The 20717-nt window shown below is 68.1% G+C and carries 21 protein-coding genes; 7 read left to right on the forward strand and 14 right to left on the reverse strand.

The genetic code is table 11. The features are described 5' to 3' along the window. Nucleotides 1–5: 5 nt before the first annotated feature. The 7 genes from AC5P9I_RS05885 to AC5P9I_RS05915 form a co-directional block, all read right to left on the reverse strand. Nucleotides 6–410, reverse strand: coding sequence for a response regulator (locus AC5P9I_RS05885; RefSeq protein WP_049467048.1), 405 nt, complete (start codon nucleotides 408–410; stop codon nucleotides 6–8). 136 nt (nucleotides 411–546) lie between these two features. Beyond that, nucleotides 547–2001, reverse strand: coding sequence for a porin family protein (locus AC5P9I_RS05890; RefSeq protein ID WP_049467046.1), 1455 nt, complete (start codon nucleotides 1999–2001; stop codon nucleotides 547–549). An 87-nt stretch (nucleotides 2002–2088) separates the two neighbouring features. Continuing rightward, nucleotides 2089–2853, reverse strand: coding sequence for a Slam-dependent surface lipoprotein (locus AC5P9I_RS05895; RefSeq protein ID WP_049467045.1), 765 nt, complete (start codon nucleotides 2851–2853; stop codon nucleotides 2089–2091). Nucleotides 2854–2905: 52 nt separating this feature from the next. Then, entirely contained in the window at nucleotides 2906–6025 is a 3120-nt protein-coding gene (locus AC5P9I_RS05900; RefSeq protein WP_130767986.1) for a TonB-dependent receptor, read from the reverse strand. Between the two features lie 182 nt (nucleotides 6026–6207). Beyond that, the gene (locus tag AC5P9I_RS05905; RefSeq protein WP_088476348.1) at nucleotides 6208–7164 is read right to left on the reverse strand and encodes a FecR family protein; all 957 of its coding nucleotides are present in this window, start codon (nucleotides 7162–7164) and stop codon (nucleotides 6208–6210) included. 82 nt (nucleotides 7165–7246) lie between these two features. Next, nucleotides 7247–7750 carry an RNA polymerase sigma factor gene (locus tag AC5P9I_RS05910; protein ID WP_088476349.1) on the reverse strand — a complete coding sequence of 168 codons (504 nt, stop codon included), beginning with the start codon at nucleotides 7748–7750 and terminating at the stop codon, nucleotides 7247–7249. Nucleotides 7751–7878: 128 nt separating this feature from the next. Then, the gene (locus AC5P9I_RS05915; protein ID WP_235645160.1) at nucleotides 7879–8805 is read right to left on the reverse strand and encodes a LysR family transcriptional regulator; all 927 of its coding nucleotides are present in this window, start codon (nucleotides 8803–8805) and stop codon (nucleotides 7879–7881) included. A 150-nt stretch (nucleotides 8806–8955) separates the two neighbouring features. Here AC5P9I_RS05915 and AC5P9I_RS05920 point away from each other — a divergent pair, with 150 nt between their 5' ends. The 3 genes from AC5P9I_RS05920 (at nucleotide 8956) to AC5P9I_RS05930 (ending at nucleotide 11040) form a co-directional block, all read left to right on the forward strand. Then, nucleotides 8956–9822 carry a pirin family protein gene (locus tag AC5P9I_RS05920; protein ID WP_049467037.1) on the forward strand — a complete coding sequence of 289 codons (867 nt, stop codon included), beginning with the start codon at nucleotides 8956–8958 and terminating at the stop codon, nucleotides 9820–9822. 72 nt (nucleotides 9823–9894) lie between these two features. Beyond that, a complete protein-coding gene (locus AC5P9I_RS05925) occupies nucleotides 9895–10575 on the forward strand; it encodes an isochorismatase family protein (RefSeq protein WP_049467036.1) in 681 nt (226 codons plus the stop codon). 66 nt (nucleotides 10576–10641) lie between these two features. Further along, a complete protein-coding gene (locus AC5P9I_RS05930; protein ID WP_049467033.1) occupies nucleotides 10642–11040 on the forward strand; it encodes an OsmC family protein in 399 nt (132 codons plus the stop codon). A gap of 116 nt (nucleotides 11041–11156) precedes the next feature. Here AC5P9I_RS05930 and AC5P9I_RS05935 read toward each other — a convergent pair whose 3' ends face one another. From AC5P9I_RS05935 to AC5P9I_RS05960, 6 genes are all read right to left on the reverse strand, one after another. Next, entirely contained in the window at nucleotides 11157–11486 is a 330-nt protein-coding gene (locus AC5P9I_RS05935) for a hypothetical protein (protein WP_049467031.1), read from the reverse strand. A 97-nt stretch (nucleotides 11487–11583) separates the two neighbouring features. After that, a complete protein-coding gene (locus tag AC5P9I_RS05940; protein WP_049467029.1) occupies nucleotides 11584–13329 on the reverse strand; it encodes a putative porin in 1746 nt (581 codons plus the stop codon). A 42-nt stretch (nucleotides 13330–13371) separates the two neighbouring features. Next, nucleotides 13372–14037, reverse strand: coding sequence for a cell envelope integrity protein TolA (gene tolA / locus AC5P9I_RS05945; protein WP_049467027.1), 666 nt, complete (start codon nucleotides 14035–14037; stop codon nucleotides 13372–13374). Between the two features lie 39 nt (nucleotides 14038–14076). Then, nucleotides 14077–14490: an ExbD/TolR family protein gene (locus AC5P9I_RS05950; RefSeq protein ID WP_005409874.1), complete on the reverse strand. Its 414-nt coding sequence runs from the start codon at nucleotides 14488–14490 to the stop codon at nucleotides 14077–14079. A 10-nt stretch (nucleotides 14491–14500) separates the two neighbouring features. Beyond that, nucleotides 14501–16285, reverse strand: a complete 1785-nt coding sequence (locus AC5P9I_RS05955; RefSeq protein ID WP_088476191.1) for a DUF2341 domain-containing protein — start codon at nucleotides 16283–16285, stop codon at nucleotides 14501–14503. 38 nt (nucleotides 16286–16323) lie between these two features. Next, nucleotides 16324–17940, reverse strand: a complete 1617-nt coding sequence (locus AC5P9I_RS05960) for a ShlB/FhaC/HecB family hemolysin secretion/activation protein (protein ID WP_049467308.1) — start codon at nucleotides 17938–17940, stop codon at nucleotides 16324–16326. Nucleotides 17941–18141: 201 nt separating this feature from the next. Here AC5P9I_RS05960 and AC5P9I_RS05965 point away from each other — a divergent pair, with 201 nt between their 5' ends. Further along, entirely contained in the window at nucleotides 18142–18480 is a 339-nt protein-coding gene (locus AC5P9I_RS05965; RefSeq protein ID WP_049467023.1) for a hypothetical protein, read from the forward strand. Between the two features lie 98 nt (nucleotides 18481–18578). Here AC5P9I_RS05965 and AC5P9I_RS05970 read toward each other — a convergent pair whose 3' ends face one another. After that, nucleotides 18579–19028, reverse strand: coding sequence for a general secretion pathway protein (locus AC5P9I_RS05970; RefSeq protein WP_049467021.1), 450 nt, complete (start codon nucleotides 19026–19028; stop codon nucleotides 18579–18581). Nucleotides 19029–19143: 115 nt separating this feature from the next. Between AC5P9I_RS05970 and gspH the strand changes: the two genes are divergently transcribed. The 3 genes from gspH to AC5P9I_RS05985 are packed head-to-tail and all read left to right on the forward strand — an operon-like array spanning nucleotide 19144 to nucleotide 20560. Then, entirely contained in the window at nucleotides 19144–19590 is a 447-nt protein-coding gene (gspH, locus tag AC5P9I_RS05975; protein ID WP_049467019.1) for a type II secretion system minor pseudopilin GspH, read from the forward strand. Next, entirely contained in the window at nucleotides 19587–19949 is a 363-nt protein-coding gene (gene gspI, locus AC5P9I_RS05980) for a type II secretion system minor pseudopilin GspI (RefSeq protein WP_049467017.1), read from the forward strand. Before gspH ends, gspI begins: the two co-directional genes overlap by 4 nt. Next, on the forward strand, nucleotides 19946–20560 hold the full coding sequence (locus AC5P9I_RS05985; RefSeq protein WP_130767985.1) for a prepilin-type N-terminal cleavage/methylation domain-containing protein: 615 nt from the start codon (nucleotides 19946–19948) through the stop codon (nucleotides 20558–20560). Before gspI ends, AC5P9I_RS05985 begins: the two co-directional genes overlap by 4 nt. Nucleotides 20561–20717: the final 157 nt, after the last annotated feature.

Below are 20717 nucleotides of genomic sequence, written 5' to 3' on the forward strand. Positions count from 1 at the left end.
CGCAATCAGGCGATACCCGCAGCCGCCTGCGGGCGTGCCACCAGCCGTGCCAGCTGCTGCACCAGCGCCTCGATGTGATAGGGCTTGGTACAGCGGGGCGCGCCAGCGAAGCGGCTGGGCAGGTTGTCATCGTAGCCGGAGGTCAACATGAACGGCGTGCCGGCTTCCGCCAGGCGATCGGCCAAGGGGTAGACCAGTTCTCCCCCCAGGTTGATGTCCAGCAGGGCGACATCGATGGGGTGCTCATCGACCAGACGCCCCAGCGCCTGCAGGTCACCGGCCGGTCCCACCACCTGCGCTCCTTTCAGTTCCAGATAGTCCACCAGGAACATCGCGATGGCGAATTCATCTTCCGCCACCAGCACTCGCAGCCCTTTCAGGCCCTCTGGCTTGTTGCCCGCTTCCAGCACGACCCGCGCTCCTCGATACACGCGGCGTACCTCTGCCGCAACGCCTGCAGGATGCGCGAATCGGGCTACAAGGGCGCGTGATGATCGATGAAGATCGCGGCCACGACCTGTTCACTCCGGCCTTGCGACGGCGTCTTCAGAACGCGCGCTCCCATTTCAGGCTGAGCAGGCTGCGGTCGTGGCTGTACAGCCAGCCGACGTTGCTGTCGATGCGGGCATAGCGCAGGCTGAGGCTGGGGACCAGCCCGGCCACCGCCAGCCGCTCGCTGCGCACGATGGCGATCAGGGTCTGTTCTTCGTCCTGCCGGCGCGCCTCCAGCAATGGGCTCCAGGCCGCGTAATCGCGGTGGCGCAGGGAGATGAACACCGTGGCCGTGGTACCCCGCCACTGACGGGCCGCGCCCAGCCGCACGCCGCGCTGGCGGTAGCCGTTGGCCGGGTCGGCAGCGCTGCTGTCGGTCAGGTCCACGCCCGCGAACAGGGTCCAGCGCGGGTTGAGCGCGCGGAACCCGGTGGCATACAGCGCCGCCAGTTCGCCATCGTAGTTGTCGGCCAGGCCCGGCCGCCGGTAGCGCTGGCGTTTCCAGTCGGCCTCCAGCTTGAGCAGGCTGCGCGCGTCCAGCGCGTACTGCCATTCGCCGTGCACGCCACTGCCGCCCTGCAGGGCATGGTTGCCCAGCGCCTGGTAGTCATAGCTCGGCGCCAGCTGCAGGGTGTGCCGTGCACTGCGCCAGCTGTAGCCGGCCTGCACGCTGGCGTTGAGCTCGTTGTATGCGCTGTAGCCACGCCAGGCCTGGCCGAACGCCAGCCCGCGCACGTACAGCCCATGATGGCCGGCCAGCGCCCAGCGCCGTTCCAGGTTGGCGTCGTAGTCCAGGCCGGTGGCGCGCTGCGCTTCGGGCAGCGTGCGTTCGATCAGGCAGGTGTCGCCGACACCGAACAGGCAGGTGCGGCTGGCCGAACTGCGGTTGATGTTGTCGCTCCATGCAGGCCCGGCGGCGACCGAACCCTTCCAGCGCCTGCGTGCCTGCAACGCGTCCAGATAGCTGTCCACGCGTGCGCGCACACCTGCGGTGGCCGGATCGTTGCTGTCGATACCGGCCTTGATTGCACCGAACAATGCCACCGCATCGCGATCACGCTGGTCTTCGGCATAGACACGCGCCAGTTCAAGGCGGGCGGGCAGGAAGTCCGGCTGCGCGGCCAGCAGTGCTTCGTACGCCTGTGCGGCGCGCGAATGATCACCGGCGACGCGGGCCAACGCACCCTGCGCATAGTGGCGCAGCAGCGGATCGTGCCCGGGAAGCTCGATGTACTCGGCCAGGAATGCCGCGGCGGCCTGCCACTGCTGGTGCTGCAACGACAGGTACAGCGCCTGCCCGAGATCATCGACGGTGCGCTCCACCCGCACGGTCTGGCCATCGAGGGTGAGCGTCGGCCGTTGCGATTCGGCCTGCTGCAGGCGCTGCTGGTCCTGCTGCTGGTGGCGCAGTTCGCTGCCCTGTTCGAGCACGCGGCGGAGGTCGTCCTGCTGGGCGCGCACGTCGGCGGCAGCCAGCAGCAGGAACACGGGAAGCAGGGGGTGGCGCATGGTCGATCCGTGGTGCATGCAGCGGGCCGAAGCAGGGACTGGCGGATCGCGGCTTGTCCCTGCCCTGCCCCGTCAGGGGCGTGGCAATCAGTTCTTGCTGCCGCCGAAGGCGGTGTCGTACTGGCTGTTGCCGGCGAACGTGGCGATACCGGCCAGGGTGGCGGCGTTGGCGCCGAAGAACTGGCCCTGGCTGTTGCCGGTGACCGAACCGTTGGCCACGGCGGTGCCGGCGAAGGACGCATCGGCGCTGTTGATGTTGGCGCTGATCGCCAGGGTCTGGCCACCACCGGCCAGGCCGCCGGTCAGCTTGCCGGTGCCGAAGTCCGCCGCGAAGGTGCCGCTGAGCAGGTTGCTGCCGTTGAACTTGTTCAGGCCGGCCACCGCGTAGGTGGCGGTGCCGCTGGGCAACGTGGTGCCTGCGCGGTCGCCGGCGAAGTACACCTGGCGGTTGTTGAAGCCACCCGCGGCGCCATCCTTGGACCATTCACCGAACCACACATCGCCGCTGCCCACCTTGACGAAGTTGAAGTGGCCCATGCCGGCATGGTTGCCCGGCGTGCCGGTGATCGGCATGGCCAGCGTACGCACGGTCACGTTGCCCACGGTGCTGGGCGCCGAGTACGCGGACAGGCCCTGGAAATCGACCGGCTTGGCGTTGGAGACGGTGCCGACGCCGATGCCGGCCTTGCCTGCGCTGTGCGGTCCGCCGTTGACTTCGGAGGCACCGACCTTGACGTACAGCTGCGAATCGGTGGCCGGGCTGGCCGCACCGACGATGTCGGCCGCCTGGGCGGCACCGGCCAGGGCGAAGGTGGCGGCCATGGCCAGTACGGAACGGGAGATCATCTTCATGGAACTACTCCTTGGGTTGAGGGAACAACGGGTACAACAACAGAACAGGTGATCAGAAGCGCGCAGTGACACCGAGCTTCAGCGTGCGCCCCGGCGCCGGCAGCGTGGAGCGCGTGGCCGGGTCGACGTAGTAGCGGTTGCCGAGATTGGTCCCGACCAGCTCGACGCTGGCGTGGTCGTTGATGCGCCAGCGCGCGTAGGCGTCGACGGTGGTGATGTTTCCCCAGGTGAACGGCACGTTCTGCCAGATCAGGCCACCACTGCCGCCATACAGGCGGTCACGATAGGCCTGCAGGTCCGGGTTCTGGTGGCGCTGGTAATGCACGATGCGGCTGCCCAGTTCCAGGCGCTCATCGAACAGCCGGGTGCCCAGCGACCCGTTCACCGACAACCGGGGAATGGCCTGGGTCAGCAGGTAGCCACTGACGAAGCCGTCCTGCACGCAGTCGGGCACCTTGCCGGCCAGTGCATCGAGCTGCACCGCCATGCTTTCGTCGCATACCTCGTTTTCCAGCGTGCGGCTGATGCCCAGGTCGATGAAGATGCGGCGGTTGTCGAAGCGCGCCTGCAGCTCCACGCCGCGGATGCGCTGCTTGTCCAGGTTGTCGAACAGGAAGTTGCCGTCGCGCTCGATCACGTTGCGGGTCTTGTGCACGTAGTAGGCCAGCTTCACGTCGGCATCGGCGGTGTTGCCGAACAGCGCCGACAGGTTGTGCACGTAGCCCACTTCGTAGTTGTAGGCGTGTTCGGGCTTGAGCGGGTACAGCGGGTTCAGGCTGCTGGAGAACGCGATGGTGCTCTCGAACATGCTGGGGAAACGCACCGCCTCGCTGTAACGCACATAGGCACGCGCATTGGGCGAGAAATGCGCGGTGGCCGAGAAAGTCGGCAACCAGGCATGGTCGCGCCTGCGCTCATTGCGCCCGGATACCGTCTGCGGCCGCCCGCTCTGGATGCTGCACAGGATCTGCGCGCCCTGCACCGGCAACAGCCCGGGAATGGCCGCCACCTCGCCATTCAAGCAGGGGTTGCTGGCACGGCGGTAGTTGCCGTCCGCATCCGGCAGCCAGGGAATGCTGTGCTCCACCGCCACCGGCGTCTCGTACCTGCTCAGCAGGCCCTTGAGCAGATCATCGACGATGAAGCCCATGCCGATGCTGTCCCAGAACGCGCGCTGCGACTCGATGGCGTCGATCTCGCCCTGCAGGCTGGCCGGGCGCTCAGGCAGTTCGTTGACCCGGTAGCGGGCCTCCTTGGGGAACACCGAGGTGGTCATCAGCTCCGGGTGTTCCTGCAGGAAATCATCGAAGGCCCAATAGCGCGCGTAGCGCACGCCGGCGCTCAGCGAGAGGAAATCCACCGGCCGCCAGTCCAGCACCAGATAGCCCTCGCCTTCCTGGCGGCGCCCGGCGCGCGGGTACATGCGCCAGCCATCGCTGACCCCGAAGTACGGGTCCGCCGAGCGCAGTTTCTCGAACTGCCAGTTGCCGCCCATGGTCAGGTCCAGGGTCGAATGCAGCGCGAAGCGGTTGCTCAGGGTCAGGCCGGTGCGGTCGTTGCGGGCATTGGCCAGCGCGGTATTGCGCAGGATCGGGCTGCTGCCGGGGTTCCAGTCGGGGTTGCTGGCAAAATTGGGGAAGCCGCCGGCGGTGTAGGTATCGCTGGTGGTTTCGGTGCGCCACAGGTTGGCACGCAGGTCCAGCCAGCGGCTGCCGGCGGGCTGCCAGTGGTATTCCAGGTTCCAGGCATCGGCATCGACGCGGCTCAGCGGCCACTGGATGCGGCCGTAGTCGGGCGCAGACAGGATGCGCGAGGGCATGATCTCGCCGTAGTGGGAGAGCGTACGCCGCCAGGTGGCACGCAGCTGCTGGTCATCGTTGATCTGCCAGGTTGCTTTCAGCAGCCACGATTCCTGCTCATTGGAGGTGTTGGGCACCTCGTCGCCGGGCTTGAAATAGCGCGCCAGCGTGGTGATGTAGTCCAGGCCCTTGTACTCGAACTGCTCGCGCGGGTCCTGGTCGTAGTAGGCCGCGCCGCGGGTGCCGGAGAAGTAATTGCCGCGCTTGCGCCAGGCATAGGCCGCCATCACGTCGACATGCTCGCCGCGCAGGCCCAGCGCCAGCCGCCAGGCCTGGTCTTCCCCGGCGAACACATTGGTTTCAGAACCGCGCGACTTCACCGGCACCAGCAGCGTGCTGTCGGCATACGGCGCCGAGGGCGAGCCCTGCGGGAACCCGGGCACCGTGCGGTAGTCCTCGCCGGTATGCAGCCGCGGCAGGCGTGGCGCCACCGCATTGCTGCTGCCGTCGATCTTCAGCTCCCCGCCGAAGCGCTCACCTGCTTCCACGATGTCATCGACGTCGATGGTCTTGATCACCAGCGCGCCACCGATCCCGCTGTGCACATCGCGCACCAGCCCTGGCCCCTTGATGACCTGGATGCCACCTATCAGGTTGGGATCGATGTAGTTGCGGTTGCTGACGCCGTTGTAGCCGCGCCAGACCGTGAGCGCCTGCTCGCCACCGTCGATGCTGACCGGCACCCGCCCCGGCCCCTGGATGCCGCGGATGTTGATGTCCAGCGCGCCGCTGTTGCGCGCATCGCCGCTGAACACACCGACCAGATCCTTGACCACGTCGGCCGGATTGGCGCCGCGGTAGCGCTCCACCCGGTCGCGCCCCGAATACGCCGTGGTCATGTCCAGCGCGAACACATCGTCGTAGCCGCGCCGATCGCGGGCCTCACCCCCGTCCGACTGCAGGCGACCGGCCACATCCAGTGTCTCGGTCACCCGCACCCCTTCCCCATCACCGTCCGCCGCCGCTGCGGCGCGCAGGCTCCAGGTGCCGTCCAGGCCGCGCTGAGCGCGCACGCCACTGCCGCGCAGCAGCTGCTGCAGGGCCTGCATCTGGCTGTACTCGCCGTTCACCGCGCTGGAACGACGCCCTTCCACCAGGTCACTACGGAATACCACCTGCACATCGGCCTGGCGGCCAAAGCTGCGCACGGCATCGGCCAGCGGTTGTTCCGGGATGGCGTAGCTGCGCAGCGGTGCGGCCACCGCCGCTTGCGCCTGCGCGCTCGGCACCCAGGCCATCGGCAGCAGTGCGGTGGAGATGGCCAAGGCCAGGACAGTGGCGCGGCGATGACAGGCAGATGCCGTGGACGGCATGGACAGGAACTCCTCAAGCGGGGCGGGACCACGGGCACGTCCCGTGCCGGTGGTGCGTCTGGCTTGAGAAGAAACGCTGTTTCGCTCTGGCTATACCTCTATAGACAGCCGGGTATGGCGACTGCCCACGGTTTTTTCATGTTTTTTTCATGCGACCGGTTCATGCGTGCTCCGCGAGTGCTTCACCACACCAGCAACGCACCGCCGGGCAAGCGCTGCACGCGCAGTCCCGCCTGCGCGGCCACGGCGTCGATGGCCGTGTCCGGCTGCTGAAGATGGAACAGACCACTGACCCGCACGCGGGCGCTCTGGCCGCCCAGCACCCAGACCGGGGCACGGCGGTAGCGGCCGAGGTCGGTGATGGCCTGCGCCGTGGGCAGATCGTCGATGACCACCTCACCGCGACGCCACGGCGCCATCGTCTCCGGCGCGGCCTGCCGCAGCGGCTGCAGCCAGCGCCCGTCACGGAACGCGCGTGCCTGCCCGGCGCGCAGGCGCTGCACGCTGCCATCGCCCGGGCGCACATCGACGATGCCCTCGCTGACTTCGGTGGTGATCGTGGCGTCCCGCATCGACACGCTGAACGCCGTACCGATATCGCGGATCTGGCCACCGCCGGCTTCGACCTGGAACGGCCGCTGCTCGTGCGCGACCTGGAACCAGGCCTGCCCGCGCAGCAGGCGCACGCGCCGCTGCGAGCCATCGAACGCGAGTGCCAGCGCGGTGCCGGCATCGAGCACCGCCGTGCTGCCGTCGTCCAGCTGCACCACGCGCGGCGCAGTGCTGCTGCGCAGGTCGCTGCGCGCGAGCAGCACCGCGTGGGGAGCGGCCGCGACCATCAGCACCATCACCGCTGCGCTGGCCAGCCGCCACGGCAGCCGGCGGCGCGGTGCGATCGGACGCAGCTCTTGGCGATCGGTGGTCAGTTCGGGCAGCGCGGCCAGCACCTCGGGCCCGGCAGCGTCCAGCCGCAGCCAGAAGGCCTGTTGCTGGCGCCACGCCAGTGCGTGGCGGGGGGCAGCCTGCAGCCAGCGCTGCAGGCTGCGTTGCTGGCGTTCCGGCAGCGGGCCTGCACTGCACCGTATCACCCAGCGCAACGCCTGCCTAGCCTGCCGCGGCGAGGGTTCGGACGTGGTCATGGTTGTGGCCTGCCGCACCGCGAACGGGTGCGCTTTCCTGTTGTGACAACGGCGGGCACGATCTGCCCACGGCAATCGCCGCTCATCGGCCCATTCCCCGCTGCTGTTGCTGGATCAGCAGCGCTGCGCGCAGCACCTGCTTGCCGACCAGGCTCTTGGAGATTCCCAGGCGCGCCGCGATTTCGCGCTCGCTCAGGCCCAGGTAGCGGTTGAGCACGAAGCACTCGCGCACCTGGGCCGGCAGGGCCAGGATGGTCTGGGTGATCTCGCGCAGCTGCGCCTGGTCCAGCGCCTGCGCCTCGCCATCACCACGGGCCTCGGCCATGTCGACGGCGTACTCGGCCATGGCCCGGCGCTCGCGGGCGTCGGCCTGGCTGCGGTTGAGCGCGTGGTGGTAGGCCATCCGGTACAGATAGCCGCGCGGCTCCAGGATGGGCGGATCGCCGGGCACGCTGCTGGCCTTCAGGTACAGGTTCTGCAGGGTGTCCTCGGTGCTGGCCGGGTCGAGGTAGCGCGCGATGAAGCGGGACAACGCACGGCGCTCGCGGATCAGCAGCTCGACCAGCGCCAGGGCATTGGGAGACATAGGTGCCAAGGCCGGACCGGGGAATGATGGGCGTGATGGCGGCGGTCCGGACGTGGATTGTGGGCTGCGCGGCCGCAGGCGGCAAGCCGCGCCACGAAAGCACCATCCACGCACGGCGTGGAGAGGATCTACGGTTCCTCCAGCGCCTCGAAGCGTTCGGCGAGGTAATCGATCAGCGCACGCACCGCAGGCAACAGACCGCGTCGCGACGGGAACACCGCGTGCACGATGCCGTGCCTGGGCACCCATTCCGGCAGCACCGGCACCAGCGCGCCGCTGGCCAGCTCGTCGCTGATCATCATCCGCGGCAGCATCAGCACGCCCACCCCGGCCACGGCGGCGGTGCGCAGCGCGATCATGTCATCGCTGACCAGCCGCGGGCGATGGTGCACGCTGGCCAGCACCTCGCCCGGCCCGGTGTATTCCCAGGCATGCTGCTGGCTGGGCGATGCCAGATCGACGGTCGGCATCATCGCCAGGTCGGCCGGCACCTGCGGCGTGCCCAGCCGCTGCAGCAGCGCCGGGCTGGCACTGGTGCACCAGGCCCGGCGCGCCAGCACGCGCACCACCAGGTCACTGTCCTCCAAGGGTGACGGCCGCACCCGGATCGCCACGTCCACGCCCTCGCCCACCACGTCCACGCGCCGGTTGGTGGCGTCCAGCTGCACCGTCACCTGCGGGTGCAGGGCAAGGAAATCGGCCAGCATCGTGCCGATGCGCGCATGCAGGATCGCGATCGGGCACGCCAGGCGGATCGTGCCACGCGGCTCGGCGCGTGACATCGCAATGGCTTCTTCGGCCGCTTCGGCCTCGACCAGCATGGCCTTGCAGTGGCGGTAATAGTCCTGGCCGACCTCGGTGACCGAAAAGCGCCGGGTCGAACGCTGGATCAGGCGCACGCCCAGCCGTTCCTCCAGCAGCGCGATGCGCCGGCTCAGTTTCGACTTCGGCATGGCCAGCGCCCGGCCGGCCTGCGAGAAGCCGCCGTGCTCGACCACCATGGCGAAGTAGAACAGGTCGTTGAGGTCACAACGGCGGATATCTGCGATGAACACGAGGCGATCTCCTGCGGCGGACGGCCTGCTGCCATTGTTCACCGTATAGGACTATGTCGGCAACTATTGACGCCTACCGGGCCCATTGTTGCACCGATATCGTCTTCGCAACGAACAACAGCGGCCGGCAGCCCCGGCCAGGAGATCGCCATGAAGCGTGTCACCGGTACCTACAGCGCCCCCCGCCCGCACTGGGTGGGCGACGGATTCCCCGCCCGCTCGATGTTTTCCTACAACACCCACGGCCAGCACCTGAGCCCGTTCCTGCTGCTGGACTACGCCGGCCCCTACACCTTCGCCCCCAGCGATACCCCGCGTGGCGTCGGCCAGCATCCGCACCGCGGATTCGAGACCGTCACCATCGTCTATGAAGGTGAGGTCGCCCACCGCGATTCGACCGGCGCTGGCGGCACCATCGGCCCGGGTGACGTGCAGTGGATGACGGCGGCCTCCGGCATCCTCCACGAGGAATTCCACACGCCGGCGTTCAGCAGGCGCGGCGGCACGCTGGACATGGTCCAGCTGTGGGTGAACCTGCCGGCACGCGACAAGATGGGCGCACCGGGCTACCAGACCCTGCTCGACGCACAGATTCCCTCGGTGGATCTGCCCGATGGCGCCGGCCGCGTGCGTGTCATCGCCGGCCGCTTCGACGGTCATGCCGGCCCGGCGCGCACCCACACGCCGATGGATGTCTGGGACATCCGCCTGCGGCAGGGCCAGCACGCCGACCTGCCGGTGGCCGAGGGCCGCACGCTGGCGCTGGTGGTGCTGAAGGGCACGGTGCGGATCAACGGCGGCCAGCCGGTCGGCGAGGCGCAGCTGGTCACCTTCGACCGCAGCGGCGAGGACGTGTTCGTCGACGCCGACAGCGACGCCACCGTGCTGCTGCTCAGCGGTGAACCAATCGACGAGCCGGTGGTCGGCTACGGCCCGTTCGTGATGAACAGCCAGGCCGAGATCGCGCAGGCGGTCAACGACTTCAACAGCGGCCGCTTCGGCCAGATCGCGCACTGATCGTTTCAACGCGGCGGACGATGGCCCGCCGCATCCTCCGGGCCATCGCCCACCCTTTCCAGGAGACTGACCATGAGTACCCCCGCCAACTTCAACGGTGCCCGCCCGGTGATCGATCCGGACAACGCCGCAATGCTGCTGATCGACCATCAGAGCGGCCTGTTCCAGACCATCGGTGACATGCCGTTCACCACCGTGCGCGCCCACGCCACCGCGCTGGCCACGATGGCCACGCTGGCAAAGATGCCGGTGATCACCACGGCCTCTGTTCCGCAGGGCCCAAACGGCCCGCTGATCCCGGAGATCCATGACGCGGCCCCGCATGCGCAGTACGTGGCGCGCAAGGGCGAGATCAACGCCTGGGACAATCCCGAGTTCGTCGCTGCGGTGAAGGCCACCGGCCGCAGGCAGCTGATCATTGCCGGCACCATCACCAGCGTGTGCATGGCCTTCCCGTCCATTGCCGCCGTTGCCGATGGCTACCAGGTGTTCGCGGTCATCGATGCCTCGGGCACCTATTCGAAGATGGCCGAGGAGATCACCCTGGCCCGCGTGGTGCAGGCCGGCGTGGTGCCGATGGACACCGCCGCGGTGGCCTCGGAGATCCAGCGCAGCTGGAACCGCGACGATGCCCAGCAGTGGGCCGAGGTCTACACGAAGATCTTCCCGAACTACCAGCTGCTGATCGAAAGCTACCTGAAGGCGCAGGACGTGCAGAAAAACCACGAGCCGCTGGATTCGCAGCGCAGCTGAGCGCGCAAGACGGTACAGTCCAACGCGTCGGGCACGGCTCGACGCTACAGACCGATGGAGAACCTGATGGCCTACGCACGCATTGTTTCGACCGCCGACAATTACCTGCACCACATCAGCAATGGCAGCTTCGATGTGGATGCGGACGAGCCCGCCGCGTTGGGCGGCCAGGGCAAGGGCTTCGCGCCGTTCGACCTGTACCTGGCCTCGCTGGCGGCGTGCACCGCCATCACCCTGCGCATGTACGCGCAGCGCAAGGGCTGGGACCTGGGCGAGTTCCATGCCGAGCTGCGCTCGGAACGTGACGAGGACGGACGCCTCCACGTGCACCGCGTGCTGCATGCCAGTGCCGAGCTGAGCGATGCGCAGTGGCAGCGATTGCTGGAGGTAGTGGAAAAGACCCCGGTCACCCTGGTGATGCGCGAAGGTGCGCGCATCACCAGTGAGCGTGGGGCTGCAGCGTAACCCCATCCACGCATGGCGTGGATCTACTGTGGAGCCAAGGGCAACGGCAGGAGCCGTTGCCAATGTCGCGCGCAGCGCGCCGGAAAGCCGGGCATGGGCCCGGCTCTACGGAAGCTTCAGCGCCGTGAATGCAGCACGGTGCGCTGGCGCATCGCGTTGAACTCCTGCTCCACCTGCTGGATGTCCTCGGCCTCGAACCCGGCCGCATCCAGCAGCTGGTCGGCAGCGGCGGCCGCCAGCGGATCATCGTCGCGCTGGCGCCAGCAGCGTGCCGGCAGAAAATAGCCCACTTCGCTGCGCCCGCGCATGATCACCACCGGCCGGCCCGCATACAGCAGGAACTCGGCCAGGTGCTGGCGCAGGCCCTCCACGGAAACATAGGCCGGCCCAGCGCCGAGCATCTGGCTGGACGGTTCGGGACTCTCGAACAGCTTGCGACGGCTCATCCACTCCTCCTTTTGAACAACGCGTGGTCTCCTCTCCCTAGACGGGTGCATCGCCGTGCCCCCGCCACGCGCCACGTGAACCGCATCACGCCACCACTCAGAAGCCGGTATTGAACTCCAGCTGGAACACGTCGATCGACAGCGGCGCGCCGGTCACCTCCTTGGCCGCCATCCACTTACCGCTGATCCAGCTGCGCGCGTCCAGCGCGTAGGCACCGCCTACGTAGTAGCCGCGCGCATTGGTGCCGCCGAGGTGGAAGTTCGGATCGTTGTAGGCATCGGGCAGCGCATCGGCCTCGATCCGCTTGTAGCCCAGCAGTGCCTGCCACTGGCCCTTCTCCTTCAGCTCGGTGGCACCGAAGGTGGCCTGCACCATCCATGCCGTGTCGCCGCTGCGGAAGGTATCGATGCTGGCGGTACCGCCGGCACCGTAGTTGTTGACGATGCCATTGTTGGCGCGGTTGAACATGGCCTGCTTGTCGTAGGCCAGGTTGCGGATGTAATCGCCCTCCAGGCGGAGACCGATGCCCTGGGCCAGCTGTGTGTCCCAGCGCAGGTTCAGCGTGGCCAGGCGGAACGCCGAGGCCAGGCCCACGTACTGCGGGGTCGGGGTGTTGGCCGGATCCAGCGGATTGCGCGCGATGTCGCGGATCAGCATCAGGGTGTTGCCCTTCTGCATGAACGCCGGGCGCGACCAGTCGGTGTCACAGCCCACTGCGCCCGCATACAGCGCGCACGGCGAGGACAGGCGGCCGCTGATGTTCTTGAAGTCGTAGTAGCCCAATGCAGCGCGCAACGCATTCTCGTCATTGAAGCGCCAGTTCACGCCGACCTGCGCACCGGACAGCCACTTGTTCTCGTTCGGCGTCTTGACCCGGCTCTGGCTGGGCGAGCTGTCGGAGGTGTACTCCAGCGGCACCACCGCCAGGTTGCCGAACAGGCCGAGATCGCCACCGTCGACGTCGTACTGCAGGTTGGCGGCCAGGCCGTCGAAGTTCAGGTCGTTGGAGAACAGCGTATCGCTGGTCCAGAACGGGTTGCCGAAGCGGCCACCGCGCACCGTCACCCAGTCGGCCGGGCTGTAGGCCAGCCAGGCCTGGTCCAGCCACACGTCCTTCTTGCTCAGGCCGCCACCCAGCTGTTCGGTGGTCGACACTGGGCCATTGCTGCTGCCGCTGGCCAGGCGCACGCCGGCCGTGGTGTGCTGGCCGATGGTCGCCTCGATGCCCAGGCGCGCGCGGATGCGCCACAGGTTGCGGCGGTCCTGGCGGGTGTTCAGCAGCGGTGGCAGCTGCAGGTTGGTGTTGGTATTGGTGTCGAAGCCGTTGCCGGAATTGATTGACGACCAGTTGCTCACGATGTCGCTGTTGCGTTCGGAGAAGAAGCGCGACTCGCTGCGCACGCGCATGTCACCGGTGACCTTGATGCGCTTGGTCCACTCGGCCACTTCGTTCGGTGCCGCCCAGCCCTCGGACCTGGCCTGCGCCATCACGTCCTGGCGCACTTCGTCACGGATGCCGTCGCGCACGCTCTGCGGCACGTACGGCACGCGCACGTCACCGGCCTCCAGGGCCACACCACCGCTGGCAGTGGCGGGTGCGGTGGCTGCGGTGCGCTGTGCAGCCGCTGCTTCGGCCTCGGCCTGGACCAGCAGGGCCTGGCCGTCTTCGGGCTTCAGCGCACCGCTGGCGATCAGGCCCTTGATCAGCTTGACCATGGTCGTTTCGGCGGCCATCGCACCGGCCGGGGCGGCCAGGCTGAGCAGCACGGCACAGCACAGCAGCGCCCGTCGGGCCGGCCGCGGGTGGCGGGAATCGGATCGTGCGCGGACGTGGTCGTTCATCACGGTTCTCATCGAAAGAAGGGAAATCGGGGAGGTCGGGAATCAGGCCCCGGGCCGGCGGCCCTGGATCAGGACGCGGGCGGGGAAATCGAGCGACGGCGGCGGTGCCTGGTCGACCTTGCCGATGCGGCGCAGTGCATCGAGCACGGCCGCGTCGGCCTCTTCGTTGCCGCTGCCACGCACCAGCTCGACCTTTTCCAGGCGGCCATCACTGGCCAGCCACACGTTCACCTGCAGCTGGAACGCCAGGCGCCTGACCTTGTCGTCGCGCGAGATCGCCTGCTGCATCAGGTAGCCCAGGTAGCGCCCATAGGTGGCATTGCCGGCACCGCCACGACCGACGCCGGACGAACCGCCACCGCTGCCGGACTGGATGCCGAAGTTGTCACCACCGGCCTGCGCATCGGCATCCATCGTCACCGGATCGGCGTTGTCCGGCGTCGGCGTCGGCTCTTCGGCCGGCGTCGGCTGATCCAGCGGCTCCGGTTCGGGCATCGTCTCTTCCGGCGGCGTTTCCGGCTCTGGCGGTTTTTCCGGTGGCGGCGGGGGCGGCGGAGGCGGTGGCGGCAACGCCAGCATCGGCGGCTGCAGCACCGGCCGCCGGGTGCTGGCGGTGTCCTTGAACAGCAGCCACCACAGCGCGACGCCGAGCACCAGCAACGCGGCCAGCACCAGCGCGACGGTCACCAGCAACGGGCGACCGCGCATGCCGGGCTCCGGCCGAGGGGGTTGATGGGCCGTCATGCCTCAGCCCTGCGCCTTGCCGGTGACCAGGCCCACTTGGGCCAGCTCCAGGCGCCGCAGCAGGTCCAGCACCTCGACCACGCGGGCGTACTGCACCTGCGCGTCACCGCGCACGATCACCGGGAAATCCGGCGTGGTCGCGCGCTCGGTGCGCAGGCGGTCTTCCAGCTCGGCCATCGTTACCGGGTAGGCATCGAGGAACACCTGGCCGCTGGGGTCGATGGTGATCGCCTTGGTCTTCGGCTTCTCCAGCGCGACGCTGTTGCTGGCCTTGGGCAGGTTGACCTCGATGCCGGGGATGGAGGCGTTGCTGGTCAGGATGAAGATCACCAGCACCACCAGCAGCACGTCGACGAAGGGCGTCACGTTGATGCCCTTCTCGCGCTTCTTGATGCCGAACTTCGCCTTCTGGCCCATGGTGCGCCCCTCAGCCCTGGACCGCAGCCGGGCCGCGCCCGTCCTGCTCTTCGGCCAGGCGCGCGGCGAACTCGTCGATGAACACCGCCATGTCCGCACCGATCGCTTCGGCACGCGCGCCCAGGTAGTTGTAGCCGAACAGCGCCGGGATCGCGACGCCCAGACCGGCTGCGGTACACAGCAGCGCCGCGGCCATGCCCGGTGCCACCGAGTTGATGTCCACCGCGCCCGCCATCGCGGCCACCACGAACACCAGCATGATGCCGATCACGGTGCCGAACAGGCCCACGTAGGGCGCGCCTTCGATGGTGGTCGACAGCCAGTTCATGCGCCGCGCCATCGCCTCCTGCTCGCGCACCATCACTGCATCCATCGAGGCGCGGATCGCCGCGATGGTGGCACCACTGAGGTAACCGCTGTTGCCATCGCGCTGGTGGCGCTGCTGCATTTCATCGATGGCCACCCGGTAGATGCGCCACAGCGAGCCATCGTGCATGGCGGTCGGCGCCTTGCCCTGGCGGTCCATGTCGGACAGGGTGCGCAGCGGTACGCCGGACAGCTTGCCGAAGCTCTCGGTGAACACCGCATTGGCCTTGCTGGTACGGCCGAAGTGGCGGCTCTTGGCGATCATGATCGCCCACGACAGCAGCATCATCAGGCCAAGGATGGCGACCACCACCCAGGCATCGAACGGCATCGCCTTGAGAATGAAGGCGAAGTGGCTCTGCCCGGCCGACTGTTCGTCGGCGCCGTAGCTGATCAGGCGCGAGTCGGCCCCTTGGGCAGTCGCGTCGGCCAGCAGCAGTGCCGCCGGGCGTGCTACCCGCGAAATGCGCAACTCGTCCAGGGCACCTTCGAAGCTGGCCAGCGGCTGCGCCGCGCCCGGCACGTCGGCGCCGACCACCGGCGCGGTGGCCAGCGCCGGCAGCGCACCGCTCAGCTGGGCGACCACGCGACCATTGAGGTACAGCTGCAACGCGCCCTTCTCCGCAGTCAGCGCCACATGCGCCCACTGCCCTTCCGGAATCGGCTGCGCCGGGGTGCTGCGCTGGCCATTGAGCTGCACGAACGGCACGCGGTTCTCGATGCCCAGTACCAGTTCGGACGCACCGTCGCGACGCGCGTAGATCGCCTGGGCCGCCGTGTTGCTGCCCGGCTTGATCCAGGCCGAAACGGTGAGCGGCGCGCCCGCCTCCTGCGCCAGCGATGCGCTGGCCGGCAGCGGCAGCGGGCCGGCGCCCAGCTGCACGCCGCGGCCGATCACCGCGCCTTCCGAGGGCGGCACCACGGCACCGGCGTTGTTGCCATAGGCGGTGGTGTCGCGTGCCGGCGCATTGGCCTCGGCAAAGTGATAGACCAGCGTGTAGTCCGGATCGAACACCTGCTGGCCGTTACCGCTGGCCGGGGCCTTTTCATTGCCGTAGTACATCCAGATCGTCTGCGGCGCGGCGGCACTGACTGCTGGCACGTCCACCCAGACCAGGGCCAGCCCGAGCGTGGGATCGAACTGTTCGACCTGGTGGGCCAGCACGGTACGGCCATCACCCGAGACGAAGCGCAGGTCGTTGCCCGCGTCCTGGGTACCGTCGAAGCCGAAGTTTCCGGTATGCAGGCGCAGCAGCAGCGGCGTGCGTCCCGGGTCACCGGCCAGGCCCGCGCCCTGCGGTCCGGCGTCGATGGTGATCGGCTTGCGGTACTTCCATTCGGCCTGCCACCAATTGGCATCGGCCGCAGCCGCAGGCAACGCGACCAGCGCGGCCAGCAGCAGCAACACTCGGGAAAGCAAACGGTCCATGCGAGGGGTCTCCGGAGAACGCATGTTCGAGGAAAGGGTCAGTAGCTGGTGCTGAGGTTGAAGTGCAGGCGCGGGTCGTCCTTGCGCGTGACCGGGCCATCGGCATAGGGCCAGGCGTAGTCCAGGCGCAGTTGCAGGTGGTCACCCAGGCGCAGCTGCGCGCCCAGGCCGACCGAGGCCAGGTTGTACTTGTCCCGCTGCTCGGGCAGCGGCTGGCGCAGGCGCAGGTAGGCCGCATCGGCAAAGCTGTAGACACGCAGGTCGGTGCCGCTCCACAGCGACCACGCCGGGGTGCGCCATTCCAGGCTGGCCAGGCCGCCGTAATCGCCGATCGCCTCGGCCGACAGGTAGCCGCGCACGGTGTACATGCCACCTGCGGCGAACTGCTCGGCCGACACCAGCGGCGCATCGGTCACCTGCAGCGAGCCGCGCGCATACCACTGCCAGTCGCTGCCGAAGGTATGCGTGTTGGCCACGTCGGCCTTGAAGGCCACGAAACTCGGGTCGGCCCAATAGCGCTTCTGCCCGAACGCAGTGGCGTCGCTGCCGTAACCGAACAGGCGGCGGGTACCGGCCACCAGCTGGGTGTTGATGCTCAGCTGATCGTGCTCGTCCTGGCGCACGCCGACGAAGGCCAGGGTGATCGGCGCGTACTTCAGCGGCGTCTTCAGGCTGTCCTTGCCCATCTGGGTGTCTTCCTCGGTGTCCTTGAAATCCACACCGAGGCTGAGCTGGCGCCACCATTGGCTGCTGCCGGCCAGGCGATAGTTGAGCTTGAGGCCGATCGAATGGCCGTTGCCGATCACATTGGTGCCGGTGCCGGTGCCGACCTGCCCGCCTGCATTCAACACGCGGCTGTCGGATGTGTAGCCGGAGGCTTCCAGGCTCCACGGCGTACCTTCGAACGGCATCGTGTACGAGGCGGAAAAGACCTTGGCCTGCTTCGTGTCTTCCGGCGCCAGGTACACGCCGATGTTGGCGCTGTGCCCCCGCTTCCACAGGTTGTCGTAGGCCAGCGACGCACTCAGGCGCAGTTTCTCGGTGTCGGCGCTGTGGTCGTTGTTGAGCGCCGCACTGGCGCGCCACGGCGACTTCTCCTCGACCTGCAGGTCCACATCCATCGTGCCCGGCACCTGGCCCTCGCGCACCAATGGCATCACCTGGCGACGTCCGCCTTCATTCAGTGCCGTCAGCTCCTTCTGCGCCTGGTCGAAATCAGGTACCTTGCCCTCGGCCAGCGCCGGCACGCGTTCGCGGATGCGTCCGGGCGATTCGTTGCGGGTGCCGACCACGCGCAGCTGGCCGATCGGCGTCTGCTGCACCTTCAGCAGCACCACGCCGCCACTGACCTGCTGCTCGGGAAGCTCGACGTAGACCGACTGATAGCCCGCCTGCTGATAGAGCGCATGGACCGCATCGCGCGCCTTCTCGACATCGGCCAGGGTCTTGCCCGGGCCGAGGAACGGTTCCACCGCGCGCTCAATGCCCCGGGGATCGAGCACGGTATTGCCGCGCACGATGTATTCGTTGATGTTCACGCTGGGCGCAGGCGCCGCCTCCTGCGCGAACAATGGCAGCGGCATCGCGGCTAGGGCCAGCACCAGTGGATGCAGGCGCAGCGGAAGGCGGGCGGCTCGGCACGGAACAGGAGTCATCGAAGGCATCGCGTCGTATCGAAGGGAATGGCCAGGGAGCGGCGCGTGGGTCTACCAACAGGACGTGCACGTCGCGTCAAAGCCGCCAACAGTTTTGTGACAGCCCTGTCATCTTTTGACAGCGCCGCGATGCCCGCAGGCGGACCCTGCATTCGCCACACGTCTTCATGGCAGAACATCGATTTCTGCGGGAGATTCGAGATGCGTGAATCGCCGATGGTGGGCCTGCGCGCTGCCCTCGCCCTTGCCCTGCTGCTGGCACTGCCACCAGTGCGCGCTGACGCCGTCGCGAAGAAGCAGGACGATGCTGCGCCCTGCATCGACGTGCAGGTCAATGGTGAGCGTATTCGGGCCTGGGACTGCCTGCAGCGCAAGCTTGCACCGGCACCGAAAGCAACGAAGCCATCGGCACTGCCGGAGGCGGAGCGACTGATGCGACAGCCCGGCAACGAGCGGATGCAGTACAACCTGGAAGGCACGCGCCAGCGCATGGGCGATGCCTTCGGGCGCTCGGTGGTGCCGCAGCGACCTGCGCGCTGAGCCTGCCAGGCCTTCGCCGAGCCCACGCTCGGCAGGATCTTGTAGAGTCGAGCCATGCTCGACTGTCCGTCCAGACGCAGCCGAGCGTAGGCTGGGCTTTATGGGGCGGCCGGCACGATGCCATCGCTTGGAACCGGCGGCAGCTCGGGAACCGGCAGGCGGCGCGACCGCCCCGCCTGGTTCAGTTCCACCGCGTTGGCGCTGATGCTGGCGAGAACCGTGCAGGGCCCCAACCGCTGGCCCGGCGCGTAGGCTTCGGCAGGACGGCCATCCACGGAAAGCAGCGCCAGCGGCGCGTGGTCGCCGGCCATAACGCCCAGCACGACCACCTCGGTCTGCACCGCACCGGGGGACAGCAACCGCACCAGCGGCAGGCTGGCCACCGCATCGAACAGGGGCCTTGCAGTGGCCTCTGCGTGCGTTTCGCTGGCCGCCGCCGTGGGCGCCACCGCAGACAGGGTCACACCCCAATAGGCCACCACCGCCAGCAGCAGGGTTGCCGCCAGCAACGTGAGTATGCGATTGCGATCCCAGCGCCCGCCTTCCATGTTCCGCACCGTCGCCACGTTCGTGTCCGCTTACGCTAGCAGCTGCCGCTGACGCTTTTGTTTCATCATGCGTGCCTACGCTGGCTGGTATCGACCCGGACAGGAGGCGACGTCGATGCAGCACATGCCGCGGGGTTTCACCCTGCTGGAACTGATGGTGGTGCTGGTGATCATCGGCATCTGCACGGCGGGCATCGGCCTGGGCCTGGGCAGCCTGCTTGATCCGGGTCGCCAGCTGCGACAGGAAGCCGAGCAGCTGGCGCAGCGCCTGCAGGTAGCGCGCGACGAGGCGCGCATCGACGGCCGTCCGCTGCGCTGGCAGGCCGACGCCACCGGCTACTGGTTCAGCCGTCGCGAGGGCGCCCGCTGGGTAGACGTGCAGCGCGACGACCTGCTGCGCCCGCAGCGGTGGCGGCCCGCAGGCCTGGCAGTGCAACCGGCCACGCCGATTGAACTGAGCCCGGAGTGGATCGGCGTGGCGTGGGAACTGACGCTGTCGTTGCAGGGCCGCCAGCTGCGTCTTCGGGATGATGGCAGCGGACAGTTGCAGGTCGAGCAGTGAGGCGGGGAACGCGCGGATTCACGCTGATCGAAGTGCTGATCGCACTGGCGATCGTATCGATTGCGCTGGCTGCGGTGATGCGGTCGGTGGCAGTGGCCACCGATGATCAGTCGCGCCTGCGCGACCGTCGCCTGGCGCTGTTGTGTGCGCAGGACCGCTGGCAGGAGCTGCGCCTGGGCGGACAGGCAGCGCCCGATGCACGGCAGCGCTGCGTGCAGGGGCGCAGCCGTTTCCTGGTGCTGCAGCATATCGGCACGGGGAGTGACGGACAGCCGCAACTGGAAATCAACGTGGTGGCCGAAGATGCACCGCGGCAGTCGCTGGCGCGGCTGCAGCTGCCGTGGGCGGCAGTGCAATGAAGCGAGCGGCAGCAGGCTTCACCCTGATCGAGGTGATGATCGCGATCACCCTCATGGGCGTGCTGGCGCTGATCTGCTGGCGTGCGCTGGACAGTGTGGCCAGCAGCGACCAGCGCCTGCGCCGGGCCGATGCCGAAACCACGGCGGCGCTGCGCGTTCTGCAACAGTTCCAGCGTGATATCGAAATGCGCGCAGACGACGCGCTGATGAATGGCGCGGTGCGCCCGGCCGATCAGCCGCAGCGGTTGCTGCTTCCTTCGCTCGCAAGCGAGCGGCATCCGGATGGAAGCTTCGCGCTGGAGATCACCCGCAGTGTCGGCAGCGACGGGCTGCGTTGGCAGCGGGTACGCTGGTGGCGCCAGGGCAGCACGCTGTGGCGGGCCAGTGGTGCGGCGACGGACCGGTATCCCCTGCCGGCGCCGGAGCCGTCAACGGGCATTGCGGTGGCGCATGAGGTGCAGCAGTTCGAGGTACGGGCGTGGCAGCCGGGCGCAGGCTGGGCGATCCTGCCGAGCGAGGGCGAGGTGCTGCCGGCCACTGGGCTGGAACTGCGGTTGGGCCTGCGCGATGGACGCGGGCCGTTGAGTTACCGGCGGGTGCTGGCGCTTTAGGACGCTTGCCTGCAACGCATCCACGCATGGCGTGGATCTTATCTCTTGCCGATCTGGCACCTTGGGTGCCGAGAGCCCGGCGTGGGCGACCGTGTGGATCCAGGTCTTGCGACCGAGAAGTAGCTTGGGTCCCCACGCCGGATTCTCCCTGAACCGC

It is taken from the genome of Stenotrophomonas sp. YJH_SMC_29, assembly GCF_059371235.1.

Bases quoted from the DNA above. Each gene is read 5' to 3' on its own strand.
- AC5P9I_RS05890 (WP_049467046.1), bottom strand. From the start codon at position 2,001: ATGCGCCACCCCCTGCTTCCCGTGTTCCTGCTGCTGGCTGCCGCCGAC.
- AC5P9I_RS05895 (WP_049467045.1), bottom strand. From the start codon at position 2,853: ATGAAGATGATCTCCCGTTCCGTACTGGCCATGGCCGCCACCTTCGCC.
- AC5P9I_RS05900 (WP_130767986.1), bottom strand. From the start codon at position 6,025: ATGCCGTCCACGGCATCTGCCTGTCATCGCCGCGCCACTGTCCTGGCC.
- AC5P9I_RS05905 (WP_088476348.1), bottom strand. From the start codon at position 7,164: ATGACCACGTCCGAACCCTCGCCGCGGCAGGCTAGGCAGGCGTTGCGC.
- AC5P9I_RS05910 (WP_088476349.1), bottom strand. From the start codon at position 7,750: ATGTCTCCCAATGCCCTGGCGCTGGTCGAGCTGCTGATCCGCGAGCGC.
- AC5P9I_RS05920 (WP_049467037.1), top strand. From the start codon at position 8,956: ATGAAGCGTGTCACCGGTACCTACAGCGCCCCCCGCCCGCACTGGGTG.
- AC5P9I_RS05925 (WP_049467036.1), top strand. From the start codon at position 9,895: ATGAGTACCCCCGCCAACTTCAACGGTGCCCGCCCGGTGATCGATCCG.
- AC5P9I_RS05930 (WP_049467033.1), top strand. From the start codon at position 10,642: ATGGCCTACGCACGCATTGTTTCGACCGCCGACAATTACCTGCACCAC.
- AC5P9I_RS05935 (WP_049467031.1), bottom strand. From the start codon at position 11,486: ATGAGCCGTCGCAAGCTGTTCGAGAGTCCCGAACCGTCCAGCCAGATG.
- AC5P9I_RS05940 (WP_049467029.1), bottom strand. From the start codon at position 13,329: ATGAACGACCACGTCCGCGCACGATCCGATTCCCGCCACCCGCGGCCG.
- tolA (WP_049467027.1), bottom strand. From the start codon at position 14,037: ATGCGCGGTCGCCCGTTGCTGGTGACCGTCGCGCTGGTGCTGGCCGCG.
- AC5P9I_RS05950 (WP_005409874.1), bottom strand. From the start codon at position 14,490: ATGGGCCAGAAGGCGAAGTTCGGCATCAAGAAGCGCGAGAAGGGCATC.
- AC5P9I_RS05955 (WP_088476191.1), bottom strand. From the start codon at position 16,285: ATGGACCGTTTGCTTTCCCGAGTGTTGCTGCTGCTGGCCGCGCTGGTC.
- AC5P9I_RS05960 (WP_049467308.1), bottom strand. From the start codon at position 17,940: ATGACTCCTGTTCCGTGCCGAGCCGCCCGCCTTCCGCTGCGCCTGCAT.
- AC5P9I_RS05965 (WP_049467023.1), top strand. From the start codon at position 18,142: ATGCGTGAATCGCCGATGGTGGGCCTGCGCGCTGCCCTCGCCCTTGCC.
- AC5P9I_RS05970 (WP_049467021.1), bottom strand. From the start codon at position 19,028: ATGGAAGGCGGGCGCTGGGATCGCAATCGCATACTCACGTTGCTGGCG.
- gspH (WP_049467019.1), top strand. From the start codon at position 19,144: ATGCAGCACATGCCGCGGGGTTTCACCCTGCTGGAACTGATGGTGGTG.
- AC5P9I_RS05985 (WP_130767985.1), top strand. From the start codon at position 19,946: ATGAAGCGAGCGGCAGCAGGCTTCACCCTGATCGAGGTGATGATCGCG.